The sequence below is a fragment of the Superficieibacter sp. 1612_C1 genome (assembly GCF_015234305.1).
Taxonomy (GTDB): domain Bacteria; phylum Pseudomonadota; class Gammaproteobacteria; order Enterobacterales; family Enterobacteriaceae; genus Superficieibacter.
The window spans coordinates 498,317-511,641 of the sequence record NZ_JADGMI010000002.1; the positions used below are offsets into that span (position 1 = coordinate 498,317).

The following is a 13,325-nucleotide window of genomic DNA, read 5'->3' on the forward strand; positions in this document are numbered from 1 at the left end:
GATCGTCAATGAGTTTACGTGAAAAGACCCTTAGCGGCGCAAAATGGTCGGCCATCGCCACGGTGATCATCATCGGCCTGGGACTGATTCAGATGACCCTTCTGGCGCGCATTTTCGACGGGCATCAGTTTGGCCTGCTGACCATCTCGCTGGTGATCATCGCCCTTGCCGATACGTTGTGTGATTTTGGCATCGCCAACTCGATCATTCAGCGTAAAGAAATCAGCCACGGCGAGCTGACGACCCTGTACTGGCTGAACGTCGGGCTGGGCGTGCTGGTGTTCGTCGCCATTTATTTACTCAGCGATATCATTGCCGGGCTGCTGCATAACCCGGATCTGGCTCCGCTGATCAAAATATTGTCGCTGGCGTTTGTGGTCACGCCGCACGGCCAGCAGTTCCGTGCGCTGATGCAAAAAGAGCTGGAGTTTAACAAGATTGGTGCCATCGAAACGCTTTCCGTGCTGGCGGGATTTACCTTCACGGTGATCAGCGCGCGCTACTGGCCCGTCGCCATGACCGCGATCCTCGGCTATCTGGTTAACAGCGCGGTGCGTACCCTGCTGTTCGGCTGGTTTGGTCGCAAGATTTACCGTCCCGGCCTGCACTTTTCTCTGCGATCCGTCGCGCCGAACCTGCGTTTTGGCGCATGGCTGACGGCGGACAGCATCATCAACTACGTCAATACCAACCTTTCGACGCTGGCGCTGGCGCGTATTCTCGGGGCCAGCGCGGCGGGGGGCTACAACCTCGCATGGAACGTCGCGGTCGTGCCGCCGATGAAACTTAACCCGATCATTACCCGCGTGCTGTTTCCGGCGTTCGCCAAAATCCAGGACGATACCGCGAAGTTGCGGATTAACTTCTACAAGCTGCTGTCGGTGGTGGGGATCATTAACTTTCCGGCGCTGCTGGGACTGATGGTGGTCTCAAACAACTTCGTCCTGCTGGTATTTGGCGAAAAGTGGATGAACATCGTGCCCGTGCTGCAACTGCTGTGCGTCGTCGGCCTGCTACGCTCGGTCGGTAATCCTATCGGTTCGCTGCTGATGGCGCGGGCGCGGGTCGATCTCAGTTTTAAATTCAACGTCTTTAAAACCTTCCTGTTTATTCCGGCGATCCTGATCGGCGGACATCTGGCGGGCGTGATTGGCGTGACGCTGGGGTTCCTGCTGGTGCAGATCCTCAACACCATTCTGAGCTATTTCGTGATGATCAAACCGGTGGTCGGGCCGAGCTACAAACAGTATTTGCAGAGTCTGTGGCTGCCGCTGCGCCTGTCGCTGCCGACGCTGCTCATCAGCTATGCGTTGGGCGAACTGCTGGCGGGACGCGTCTCTCTGCCGCTGCTGTTTGCCGCACAGGTCGCCGCAGGCGTTATCAGTTTTGGGCTGGTGCTGGTGCTTTCGCGCAACAGCCTGGTAGTGGAAATGAAAAAGCCGTTTTGCCGCAGCGATAAGTTAAAAACGCTGCTGCGGGCGCATTAATAAACACCTTTCAGAGGCGATAATGAAATTATTAATTTTGGGTAATCACACCTGTGGAAACCGTGGCGACAGCGCCATTATGCGTGGACTGATTGACGCTATCACTCGTCAGGAGCCTGAGGCGGAACTGGATGTGATGAGTCGCTTCCCGGTGAGTTCATCCTGGCTACAGGGCCGCACTATCATGGCCGATCCGCTGTATCAGCTGAGCCAGAAACAACAGGCGGCGGCAGGCATGAGCGGACGGGTGAAAAAAGTCCTGCGCCGTCGCTATCAGCACCGCATTCTACTGGCGAAAGTCACCGGCGAAGGCCGCCTGCGTAATTTCCGCATCGCCCCGGAATTCAACCGCTTCGCCGAGTTCCTGAAAAACTACGACGCGATCATCCAGGTGGGCGGATCGAACTATGTCGATCTCTACGGCCTGACCCATTTCGAATATCCGTTCTGCGCCTTTATGGCCAACAAGCCGATCTATATGGTCGGCCACAGCGTCGGGCCGTTCCAGAACCCGGACTTCAATCAGCTGGCAAATTATGTCTTTGCCCGCACCAATGCGCTGATCCTGCGCGAAACCGTCAGCCGCGATCTGATGGAAAAGAGTAATATTGATACCAGTAAGGTCGAACAGGGCGTGGATACCGCCTGGCTGGTGGATCGTCGCCACGACACCTTTACCCCCAGCTATGCGGTACAGCACTGGCTGGAGGTGGCGCGCCGCCAGAAAACCGTTGCCATCACCCTGCGCGATCTCGAACCGTTCGACAAACGTCTGGGCACCACTCAGCAGGCTTACGAGCAGGCCTTTGCCGAGGTGGTCAACCGTCTGATGGAAGATGGCTATCAGGTGCTGGTGCTCTCTACGTGCACCAGTATCGACCGCTATAATCGCGACGATCGGATGGTCGCGCTGCGTATGGCGCAGTACGTGAAATATCCCGAGCAATTGCATATTGCGATGGATGAACTGAACGACGTGGAGCTTGGCAAAATTCTCGCCGAATGTGCGCTGACCATCGGCACGCGCCTGCACTCGGCGATCATCTCGATGAACTTCGGCACGCCCGCCATCGCCATCAACTACGAGCACAAATCTGCCGGGATCATGCAGCAACTGGGGATGCCGGAGATGGCGATCGACATCCGCCATCTGCTCGACGGCTCGTTAAAGGGCGTCGTTGCCGATATCCTCAACCAGCTGCCCGCACTCAGCGCGAAAGTGGATGAAGCCGTCTCCGCCGAGCGTGAAAAAGGCTTCGCCATGATTGGCTCCGTACTGGACAGGATCCGGGAGGCCAAATGAAGGTCGGCTTCTTTCTGCTGAAATTCCCGCTGTCGTCGGAGACCTTCGTGCTCAACCAGATCGTCGCGTTTATCGACATGGGCTATGAGGTGGAGATCGTCGCGCTGCAAAAAGGCGATTTGCAGAACACGCATCCTGCCTTTCATGAGTATCGACTGGCAGAAAAAACCCACTGGCTCCAGGACGAGCCGCAGAACAAACTGGCAAAACTGCGTTACCGCGCCTTCAGCATGTTGAAAGGGGCATACAAGCCCGCCGTGTGGCGGGCGCTTAACGTCGGCCGTTACGGAGATGAAGCGCGTAACCTGATCCTGCCCGCGATCTGCGCGACAGCGCCGCACCCGTTTAGCGCTGACGTCTACCTCGCGCACTTCGGTCCGGCGGGCGTCACCGCCAGTCGCCTGCGCGAACTGGGCGTTATCAAAGGCAAAATTGCCACCATTTTTCACGGTATTGATATCTCCAGCCGTGAAGTACTCGCCCGCTACACCCCGCAGTATCAGCAGCTTTTTCGCACCGGAGATGCGATGCTGCCGATCAGTGAACTGTGGGGGGAGCGGCTGCGCGGGATGGGATGCCCGCCGGAGAAGGTGGTGGTCTCCCGGATGGGCGTCGATATGCAGCGCTTCTCCCGTCGCCCGCTCAAAGCGCCGGGCGAAACGCTGAATATTATCTCCGTCGCGCGTCTGACCGAGAAAAAAGGGCTGCACGTCGCCATTGAGGCCTGCCGTCAGCTCAAAGCGCAGGGCGTCAGGTTCCACTACCGTATTCTCGGCCTCGGCCCGTGGGAGCGGCGACTGCGCACGCTGATCGAACAGTATCAACTGGAAGACGTCGTGGAGATGTGTGGCTTCCGTCCCGGCCATGAAGTCAAAGCGATGCTGGATGAGGCTGATGTGTTCCTTCTGCCGTCGATTACCGGCGAGGATGGTGACATGGAGGGCATTCCGGTCGCGCTGATGGAAGCGATGGCGGTCGGCATTCCGGTTGTTTCAACCGTCCATAGCGGCATCCCTGAACTTATCGACGACGGGGAGTCCGGCTGGCTGGTGGCCGAGAATGACGCCGCCGCGCTGGCCGCCCGGCTGGCCCTATGCACAACGCTGGACGAGGACACACTGGCTCCCGTCCTCAACCGCGCACGGCAAAAAGTCGAAACTGAATTCAATCAGCAGGTGATTAACCAGCGGCTCGCCAGCCTGCTACCAACGCTTTAAAACGAGGTCCCATGGGTAAACATCCGCAAGAACTCTCCCGCCGTCATTTCCTCTCGGCAAGCTCCGCGCTTGCCGTACTCCCTCTGCTTCACAGCCCGCTGGCCCGCGCTCTTGAGGGTAAGAAGGCGGTAGACATTCGTGATTTCAATACCGGCAACGACTGGATCCGCGCCTTCAGACTGGCGTTTGCGGCGGCGGACACCGTTGAAGTCCCCAAAGGCGTGGTATGCGATAACATCAACACCAGTATCACGATGCCGCCGGGTAAAACCCTGCGCGTACTGGGTGCGCTAAAGGGCAATGGTCGTGGACGGTTTAACCTTAGCGATGGCTGTCAGATCCTCGGCAAGCCTGGCTCCAGCCTGTATAACATCATGCTCGACGTGCGCGGCTCGGATTGCGTTATCCAGGGGGTAACGTTGAGCGGCTATGGTCCGGTGGCGCAGATCTTTATCGGCACCAAAAAAAAGCAGACCATGCGCAACCTGACGATTGATAATATCAATGTCACCAAAGCCAATTACGGCATTCTGCGTCAGGGTTTCCACGACGCGGTGGAGAACGCAAAAATCACGCACAGCCACTTCAGTTATTTGCAGGGGGATGCGATTGAGTGGAACGTCGCTATTAATGACCGCGATATTCTCATCTCAGACCATGTGATTGAGCACATCGACTGCACCAACGGCAAAATCAACTGGGGCATCGGCATCGGCCTCGCGGGCAGTACCTACGATAACGACTACCCTGAACATATGACGGTAAAAAACTTTGTCGTCGCTAACATCACCGGTAGCCACTGCCGCCAGCTGGTTCACGTCGAAAACGGCAAACATTTTATTATCCGTAACGTTAAAGCGCGGGATATTACCCCGGAGTACAGTAAAAACGCCGGCATTGATAACGCCACGGTAGCTATTTATGGCTGTGATAATTTCGTCATTGATAATATCGATATGCAAAATAGCGCCGGAATGTTAATTGGTTACGGCGTCATTAAAGGTAATTATCTCTCCATTCCGCAGAACTTCCGCCTGAATAATATCCATATCAACAACGGCGATCTGCCGTGGAAACTGCGCGGCATTCAAATCTCCTCAGGCAACGCCACCTCGTTCGTCTCCATCACCAACCTCACCACCACCCGCGCCTCGCTGGAGTTTCACAACAAACCGCAGCATCTTTTTATGCGTAACATCAACGTCATGCAGGAAGGCCGTCGTGGCCCTGCGCTGAAGCTCAACTTCGACCTGCGTAAAGACGTGCGCGGCAAGTTCATGGCCCGCGACGACACGCTGCTGTCAATGGCGAACATCAGGGCCGTCAACGAGAAAGGGGATGTCTCGGTTGACATTGACCGGGTGGATCAGAAGGTGGCGAGGGTAGAGGGGGTGAATTTCAGACTGCCAGGCCGCTAATTTTACGATAATTCCTGGACGCAGATCGTCCCGCTTCAGAATTCATCCAGGGTTTTCAGCCAGGATAAGGCGTATCATCGTAAAACTGGCTGGATAAAACATTTATAGAGTCTATAATTCACAAATCATTTATAGGTGGAAGAAATAATGATTAATTTGAAAGCGGTTATACCGGTAGCGGGCTTAGGGATGCACATGTTGCCTGCCACAAAGGCCATTCCGAAAGAGATGCTACCGATTGTCGACAAGCCTATGATTCAGTACATCGTCGACGAGATTGTTGCTGCAGGGATCAAAGAGATCGTTCTGGTCACTCACTCTTCCAAAAACGCCGTTGAAAACCATTTTGACACGTCCTATGAGCTGGAGGCTCTGCTGGAGCAGCGCGTTAAGCGTCAGTTGCTGGCTGAAGTTCAGTCCATCTGCCCTCCGGGCGTAACCATCATGAACGTGCGTCAGGCTCAGCCACTTGGCCTCGGCCATTCGATTCTTTGCGCTCAACCGATTATCGGCGATAATCCCTTCATCGTTGTGCTGCCCGATATTATCCTGGATACCGCTACAGCGGACCCGTTGCGCTATAACCTGGCGGCAATGGTCGCTCGCTTTAATGAGACTGGACGCAGTCAGGTACTGGCGAAGAGGATGGAAGGCGATCTCTCTGAATATTCTGTTATTCAGACTAAAGAGCCTATTGATAATGCAGGTAACGTTAGCCGTATCGTTGAGTTTATTGAAAAGCCGGATCAGCCGCAAACGCTGGATTCCGATCTGATGGCCGTCGGTCGCTATGTGCTTTCCGCCGACATCTGGCCAGAACTTGAACATACTGAAGCCGGTGCCTGGGGCCGTATCCAGCTTACCGATGCTATCGCTGAACTCGCTAAAAAGCAGTCCGTCGATGCGATGCTAATGACGGGTGACAGCTACGACTGCGGTAAAAAAATGGGGTATATGAAGGCCTTTGTTAATTATGGTCTGCGTAACCTGAACGAGGGTGCAAAATTCCGCGAAAGTATTAAAAAATTGCTTAACGCAGGATAACGAATACCCCTTCCAGGGGAGCGGTTAATCCATACCAACAACGGCAGTGGAATTATGATGTTTGAGTTTTTACTCATATCATGATTCCACTGCCGTTTTGTTTTTGTCTTATCTATCAATAACTAAAAATGGTAGGCTTAGACACATTTTTTATTATGTAGATTAAGAATTTTCTTGTCTATGGGTTAAATTCATATAACAATGATGTTGTCGTTGATGAAGGATTTAGTGTGCATTTTGTGTGCCCGGGGGATGGTGCGCGCAGGTGAAACGTGAAGTGGTTACAGTGGACTGGTAGCTGTTGAGCCAGGGGCGGTAGCGTGATTATATCAGTAATATGTGCCATATTGTGTCCCAGAGATAAAAACTTATAATGAATTAATTGATTTTAATTAACTAATTAATTACGGGTAAATTATTTGTATCGTTATAAATAAAATGAATATCATATTAAATTTATTTGATTACTTATAAATACTGTTGGGAAAGGGATTAATGGAAAAAATAATCATCACGGCTAATACAGGTTGGTATCTTTATAATTTTCGGCGCAATACTATCCTTTCTTTAGTAGAAAAGGGATTTGAGGTATATGCAGTTGCTCCTAATGATGACTATACTGATCGATTACAGTCATTAGGGTGTAAGTTCGTTAATATAAATATGCATCGTTTTAGCAAAAACCCTATAATCGAACTAAGCGTTATTTTCCAATATTTACGACTATATAACCGTCTTAAGCCGACAGTGATTTTAAATTTTACGCCTAAAAGCAATATCTATAGCTCAATCAGTGGTGGGATGCTAAAAATTGGAATTATAAACAATATATCCGGATTAGGGCGTATGTTTATCAATAACAACTTAGCCGCGAAGCTTGTACGAATGATGTATAAATTTAGTCAACATCATGCCAGCACAGTATTCTTTCAAAATAAAGATGATATGAATCTTTTCCTGGAGCATAATATCGTTGATAACTCTCAAATAGATCTTGTGCCAGGGTCTGGAGTTGATCTTGATCGTTTTGAACACGCTCCGGCTCCAGACGATGGCATTGTAAGATTTATACTTGTTGCGCGCCTGCTTAAAGAGAAAGGTATACTTGACTATATATTGGCCGCGAGCATGATAAAAGATGAATATGAAAATGTAGAATTTCTCTTACTCGGTCCGGTTGAAAAGGAAAATATACATAGCGTTAGTATAGATGAAATAAAAAAATGGGAAAATAAAGGTACTATAAAATACCTTGGGACCACAGATGATGTACCGGGTAAGTTAAGAAACGTAGATTGCGTGGTATTGCCATCATATTATAGAGAAGGTGTTCCAAAATCGCTGATTGAAGCTGCAGCTATGGGTAAACCTATTATAACAACCACAAATATAGGATGCAGAGATACCATTGAAAATGGTATCACAGGTTATTATTGTGAAATGCAAAATCCTAAATCTGTATATGAAATGATGAAAGAAGTAATTCAATGTGGCCATAAAAAAAGAGTAGAAATGGGCTTGGCAGGAAGAGATAGAGCTGAAAAAATTTTTAGCGAAAAAATCGTCATCAACAAATATTTAAACGCGATTAATCGTATCGTTGTTGAGAAAAAGAAATTATGAAGATAGCTATTTTTAATGCCTGTGAATCACTAAATGTTGGTGATCAAGTGATTAGCGACTGTACTCTTTATCTATTAAAAAAATATGTAAGTGAAAACGTAAATTGTTATGATGTATTAAGTGGTAAGGAACTTAATGCGATCAGAGGAAATGCGTTCAAAAATTTCCATTATTCTGTGAAAAAACCTCGAAAAAGAAGTGTTCCAAAAATTCTTAGTACTTTAAAATATCTTTATAAACATAAATTATTCAAAAAAGAAATTATCAAGAACAAGATAGATGCGATAGATAATGCCGACCTAATATTTATTGGCGGCGGTCATTTACTTATTGATACAGCAGGTATTTTTGCAATAAATATTAATGACATAGTAGATTATGCCATCTCAAAAAATAAAGATATATTTGTAGGAATGGTTGGAGTCAGAATGCCATGGTCCCTTATTGCGACATTTTATTTTAAGAAACTATTAAAGCATAGCAAGTATATTACAGTGCGAGATACCTCGTCCCGAGAACTACTTAGTAATAAATTCGAAGAATTTGAGTATAAATTGAACTCAACGATGGATCCTGCCATATTTGTGGATGATGTCTACATCAATATACCTGATCGTTCAATCTATCAAATTGGGTTATGTATTATTAGCCCCTCAGAGCTTATCAGAGCGGGATCTAAAATAAGACCAGAAGATATACTTAACTTTTGGATGAAATTGTATGCCTTTTTCGATAAAGAGAAAAGTATTAGCGTATGTTTTTTTACAAATGGTTCTTTACAGGACGAATTGTTTTTAGATGAAATCGAGAACTTAATCAAAATTAATCGGCTACCTAAACCAAGAACTAGTGATGAATTGATAATCAATATTAAAAGTTGTGAAAGTTTAATAGCGCAGAGATTACATACTTGCTTACCTGCACTTTCAATGAATAAAAGAGTGTTAGGCGTTAAATGGGACGATAAGCTGGAACATATTTTTGATGATTTGAATGTTGGTGTAAATATGATTTCATTTAACGATGAGTTGAATTTTATCCATGAAAAAATCATTAATGCTGTGATGGTTTCAGAGTTAAAAAAATCCAGCGCTAAAACAAATATCATAAATGGATTGAAGAAAATTAATGAAGAAAATCATCAGTGATGGAATGCTCTACGTTACAGGTGAGCTTGCTGTTAAAATGTTTCCATTCCTTCTATTACCATTTCTTTCGCGAGTCTTGGGGCCAGCGGGATATGCGGAAATTTCACTTTTTAACACTTATGTTGCGGTGCTTTTTATTTTTATAGGAATAAATTCTTCAGTTGCAATAACAAGATTTGAATTCACCGATAAACAATATCCTTCTTCATACTTTTTTTGGGGCGGAGGAATATCTGCTACAATTATAACGATTATTTTTTTGTTTGGGGCAAGTATACTAAAAAATCCTGTGTTGATTTTTTCTGTAATAGGTGCATATCTTCAAGTTGTTTATACAAATTTGCTTTCTATTAAACAATGTAAGAAAGAAACTAGAAACTATATAGTTACGCAGTTATTTAATGCTTTTTTTTCTTTTGCGTTAACAATCATATTTCTTAATGTTTTTAGTGCAGATTATAAATTAAGAGTTTATGCAGTTATCATCGGATATATAATTTCGATATTTCTGTCAATGCTTATCAGTTATCATTGGCTTAAAATTGGCAAAGATTTTTTTGCTAACGTATCAGATGTAGTGAAAAAACTTGCTATATTTGGCGCGCCGTTAATCATTCATAATCTTAGTTTTTTTGCTCGGTCGGGATTAGATAGGATATTGATCGATAAATATTATAGTAAGTTTGAATTGGGAAATTACTCTGCAGCGTTTCAGCTCGGTATGATTATCACAGTAGTTCTAATGGCTATAAACAAAGCAATGACTCCTCATATATACGAAAACCTTTCGAAAAAGAAAATAAAAAGGGCAGATTTTTTTAAAATTTTTGGTATATATTTTTTATTGTGTGTTTTTTGTTCACTAGTTAACTGGTGCATTCCTGAGAAGATATATACATTCATACTGGGTGATGCGTACAGTGGGATTAAATTATTTCTAATTATCATGGTACCCGCTTTTCTTAGTCAGGGTTTTTACATGCTGATGTCGACAACCTGCTTTTATTTTAATAAAAATAAACAAGTATCAGTAATAACATTTATAGGTGGGGTTATACACTGTATAATTTTATATTTAACATGCAAAAATCTGAGCGTTCATTTCGTACCACTTGTATTGCTATTTTCCAACACTGTAATTTCATTATTAATATATTTCAGTGTGTTCAGGAAAGTTGATTTTAACGCAATAAAAACAAACGAATAAGATGTCATCATGAAAATATCGACTCTACTTTTTTTTGGGCTGTTTCAGTTTGTTATTTCAGGAATACTAGCCAATATACTTCCAGTTTCTTTCGACTCAATAGGGGTAATTTTGGCGGTGTTATCAATCATCAGTATTCCATTTATAGTTTACAGAGGAGAGAAGGTTAGTATAATTATAATTCTCTCATTATTTATATCTTTACTTTATTTAATTTATTGCGTTAATACATTTGAAGTTATCGCTGGTCTAGATGCTTCACGATATTATGCCTTTTTACTACAATATGATTCAATAAAGGATATCATTAATGATGCTATTTTGCGGGTACTTTCATTTCATGATAATGGAATAATAAATGGGCCAGGATCATATTTTGTATTCGGCGCGCCTGTGCACTTTTTCTTTTTAATGATGCCTAGTAAGTTTGCCAGCTACATCGTAATCTTTAATTATATCTTTAAGATGATATTTCTATATATTTTCAAAAATATAATTGATGGATATATATCAAAGGTTTATTGTTCGATTCTTATAAGTTTGTTAGTCCTTTCCCCAACGTTGAATTATTTTGTGGCCATTTTTGGTAAAGATGTCTTTATCTTTTCGCTAACATTTTTATTAGCACATTATGCAATTAAGATACTCAATTCTGAACTGACATTTAAGAATCCAATTATCCTTGCCGGAGTCGTTCTTTTAGCGTTTTATTGTTTATTGCTTCGTCCGTACTCTCCTGTCGTAGCGTGTCTGTATGCTATTTTGATTACAGGGCATGTACGATATGCAAAGTTTGCAGTACTAGGTACTTTAGCGGTCATCGGACTATATGCTACAAGAAATCTTTTAATCATAGTTAACTGGCCGCTACTATTCGGTTTCATGTATCTCGCACCTAATCCAGTTTCAGCAACAAATTATGATAACTATACATTGTTTCCTGTTTTATGTGTGATTCTGACAATAATCATCATTAGCGTCCGCTTGTTCGGTGCTAACACTATCCTTATTGATAAAAAGTTAATTTTATCATTGGTTCTAATATTTGTATATTCTGCCATTATGACCTTAGTAGGTTTTTATGCGAATGCCGAAAATAGCTATGGGCTTGGAAGTGTTGGGGATGCTATCTTTAGAAAGCAACTTCTAATAATTCCTTTGGTCCTATTATCAATTATTCTCTTATATAGAACTAAAATGAAAAGAGTTCATTTATGATTAAGAAAAACATTGTATTTGTTATCGGTCAGCTTGATATTGGGGGAATTGAAAGCTGGCTCTACGACTTTGTTAAACGAACTAACAATAAATATAATTTCTCATTCATAGTGGATAAAAAACACGTGGGCTTTTATGAGCCAGAAATAGTTTCGATGGGCTGTGAAGTCATTCATATTTCCTCTTCTAAAAATAAGTTGGCTTATTTGTACGATCTTTACAAGGCTTTTAATAATCATGAGTATGACATTTGTCATACTCATGTCAGTTTCACTAATGGTTTAGTAGTTCTGATAGCTAAGCTCTGCAAAATACCTAAAACCATTTCCCATTCACATAGTGATAGATCAGAGGAAGTCAAAGGTAAGAGTTATTTTAAAAGGCTTTTTATTAATTTTCAGATTACAGCTGTAAACTTGTTTTCTAATCATAGAATTGCAGTAAGCACTAAATCAGCAGAATGTCATTACCACAAAACTGAAAATATAGAAATTATTCCCTGTGGGAAAGATTTTTCATCTTTAAGTGATTTCGAAAAAATTTACACGCCTGGCGAATTCGGGTTTAATAAAGAAGATGTTATTTTAGGTTCTGTTGGTCGTCTGGAACTTGTTAAAAATCATAAGTTTTTACTGGAAATAATACGTAGGTTAAATGAACCACATATTAAGCTACTAATTATCGGTAGCGGTAGTCAATACAACGAGTTAATAAAAACTATAGATAATTATAAGATACAAGATCGTGTTAAAATAGTGCAGGGCAGTACGGACGTTCTCCGTATTATGCGAGATATAGTACATATATTCTTATTCCCCTCACTACATGAGGGGCTAGGATTAGCTGCAATTGAAGCGCAAGCTGCGGGTTTACCAGTAATTGCATCAACTAACGTACCTAATGTAGTTGATTTGACGGATAACATTTGTCATTTGAATACTGATGATATTAATTTATGGGTGTCTCAGTTAAAAAAGTTTGGTTTAAATAATCAAAAAAAACACGTGTTTTGCGCCTCTGAGGAAGTATTTAATAGCGCCTTTTCAATTGAAAATAATATCTCTAAAGTCTTAAGGATATATAATGAAAAATAAAATTTCTGGGCGTGAAAAGTTAAATAGATGGAACTGGCTGATCAATATTCTTTCAAGTATAGTTGCTGTTTTTCCTCATGGATTATGCAACATCATGTTCAATCTTATTTCTGGAATGCCGACAATTTTGGGCACTCTATTTCGATATGTCTTGATCAGAAGACTGGCTGCAAAGAGTGGTAAAAATATCTATATTGGAAGGTGGTGCACTTTCAAAAACATTGGAAAACTCGATTTGGGAAACAATATTAGTTTCCATGAATATTGTTATATAGATGCTATTGGTGGTATTAAAATTGGTGATAACGTTTCGATTGCGCACTCAGTATCAATATTATCATTTGACCATTCTTTTGTTAAAAGTGATATTCCGTTTAAATATCAAGCGTTATCTACTGAAAAGATTACAGTAGGTGATAACGTTTGGGTTGGATGTGGAGTAAGAATTTTGAGTGGAACCACGACTGACAATAATGTGGTTATAGCAGCAAATGCAGTCATAAAGGGGATGGTTTCAAGTGGTCTTTATGCCGGTGTGCCAGCCACAAAGAAAAGAGATTTATAAT

General features: G+C 43.7%; 11 protein-coding genes. All 11 read left to right on the forward strand.

Features of this window, described 5'->3' with window-relative positions; all coding sequences use genetic code 11:
• The first annotated feature begins 8 nt into the window (after positions 1 to 8).
• On the forward strand, positions 9 to 1,487 hold the full coding sequence (locus INT84_RS08540) for an MOP flippase family protein (RefSeq protein WP_194206459.1): 1,479 nt from the start codon (positions 9 to 11) through the stop codon (positions 1,485 to 1,487).
• 22 nt (positions 1,488 to 1,509) lie between these two features.
• On the forward strand, positions 1,510 to 2,790 hold the full coding sequence (gene wcaK / locus INT84_RS08545; RefSeq protein WP_194206460.1) for a colanic acid biosynthesis pyruvyl transferase WcaK: 1,281 nt from the start codon (positions 1,510 to 1,512) through the stop codon (positions 2,788 to 2,790).
• Complete coding sequence (wcaL, locus tag INT84_RS08550) at positions 2,787 to 4,007, forward strand: colanic acid biosynthesis glycosyltransferase WcaL (RefSeq protein WP_194206461.1); 1,221 nt, start codon at positions 2,787 to 2,789, stop codon at positions 4,005 to 4,007. The genes wcaK and wcaL overlap by 4 nt, the downstream gene beginning before the upstream one ends.
• An 11-nt stretch (positions 4,008 to 4,018) precedes the next feature.
• Entirely contained in the window at positions 4,019 to 5,425 is a 1,407-nt protein-coding gene (gene wcaM / locus INT84_RS08555) for a colanic acid biosynthesis protein WcaM (RefSeq protein ID WP_194206462.1), read from the forward strand.
• A gap of 147 nt (positions 5,426 to 5,572) precedes the next feature.
• Positions 5,573 to 6,469 carry a GalU regulator GalF gene (gene galF, locus INT84_RS08560; protein ID WP_194206463.1) on the forward strand — a complete coding sequence of 299 codons (897 nt, stop codon included), beginning with the start codon at positions 5,573 to 5,575 and terminating at the stop codon, positions 6,467 to 6,469.
• Positions 6,470 to 6,964: 495 nt separating this feature from the next.
• On the forward strand, positions 6,965 to 8,092 hold the full coding sequence (locus tag INT84_RS08565; protein WP_194206464.1) for a glycosyltransferase family 4 protein: 1,128 nt from the start codon (positions 6,965 to 6,967) through the stop codon (positions 8,090 to 8,092).
• Positions 8,089 to 9,240, forward strand: a complete 1,152-nt coding sequence (locus INT84_RS08570; RefSeq protein WP_194206465.1) for a polysaccharide pyruvyl transferase family protein — start codon at positions 8,089 to 8,091, stop codon at positions 9,238 to 9,240. Before INT84_RS08565 ends, INT84_RS08570 begins: the two co-directional genes overlap by 4 nt.
• Positions 9,221 to 10,447 carry a lipopolysaccharide biosynthesis protein gene (locus INT84_RS08575; RefSeq protein ID WP_194206466.1) on the forward strand — a complete coding sequence of 409 codons (1,227 nt, stop codon included), beginning with the start codon at positions 9,221 to 9,223 and terminating at the stop codon, positions 10,445 to 10,447. The genes INT84_RS08570 and INT84_RS08575 overlap by 20 nt, the downstream gene beginning before the upstream one ends.
• Before the next feature lie 9 nt (positions 10,448 to 10,456).
• Positions 10,457 to 11,665, forward strand: coding sequence for a hypothetical protein (locus INT84_RS08580; protein WP_194206467.1), 1,209 nt, complete (start codon positions 10,457 to 10,459; stop codon positions 11,663 to 11,665).
• The gene (locus tag INT84_RS08585) at positions 11,662 to 12,759 is read left to right on the forward strand and encodes a glycosyltransferase (protein ID WP_194206468.1); all 1,098 of its coding nucleotides are present in this window, start codon (positions 11,662 to 11,664) and stop codon (positions 12,757 to 12,759) included. The genes INT84_RS08580 and INT84_RS08585 overlap by 4 nt, the downstream gene beginning before the upstream one ends.
• On the forward strand, positions 12,749 to 13,324 hold the full coding sequence (locus INT84_RS08590) for an acyltransferase (protein ID WP_194206469.1): 576 nt from the start codon (positions 12,749 to 12,751) through the stop codon (positions 13,322 to 13,324). Before INT84_RS08585 ends, INT84_RS08590 begins: the two co-directional genes overlap by 11 nt.
• Position 13,325 lies beyond the last annotated feature (1 nt).

What these genes read in the sequence shown, in the direction of transcription:
- INT84_RS08565 (WP_194206464.1), top strand. Translation starts at nt 6,965, where the DNA reads ATGGAAAAAATAATCATCACGGCTAATACAGGTTGGTATCTTTATAAT.
- INT84_RS08585 (WP_194206468.1), top strand. Translation starts at nt 11,662, where the DNA reads ATGATTAAGAAAAACATTGTATTTGTTATCGGTCAGCTTGATATTGGG.
- galF (WP_194206463.1), top strand. Translation starts at nt 5,573, where the DNA reads ATGATTAATTTGAAAGCGGTTATACCGGTAGCGGGCTTAGGGATGCAC.
- INT84_RS08580 (WP_194206467.1), top strand. Translation starts at nt 10,457, where the DNA reads ATGAAAATATCGACTCTACTTTTTTTTGGGCTGTTTCAGTTTGTTATT.
- INT84_RS08540 (WP_194206459.1), top strand. Translation starts at nt 9, where the DNA reads ATGAGTTTACGTGAAAAGACCCTTAGCGGCGCAAAATGGTCGGCCATC.
- wcaM (WP_194206462.1), top strand. Translation starts at nt 4,019, where the DNA reads ATGGGTAAACATCCGCAAGAACTCTCCCGCCGTCATTTCCTCTCGGCA.
- wcaL (WP_194206461.1), top strand. Translation starts at nt 2,787, where the DNA reads ATGAAGGTCGGCTTCTTTCTGCTGAAATTCCCGCTGTCGTCGGAGACC.
- INT84_RS08575 (WP_194206466.1), top strand. Translation starts at nt 9,221, where the DNA reads ATGAAGAAAATCATCAGTGATGGAATGCTCTACGTTACAGGTGAGCTT.
- INT84_RS08590 (WP_194206469.1), top strand. Translation starts at nt 12,749, where the DNA reads ATGAAAAATAAAATTTCTGGGCGTGAAAAGTTAAATAGATGGAACTGG.
- INT84_RS08570 (WP_194206465.1), top strand. Translation starts at nt 8,089, where the DNA reads ATGAAGATAGCTATTTTTAATGCCTGTGAATCACTAAATGTTGGTGAT.
- wcaK (WP_194206460.1), top strand. Translation starts at nt 1,510, where the DNA reads ATGAAATTATTAATTTTGGGTAATCACACCTGTGGAAACCGTGGCGAC.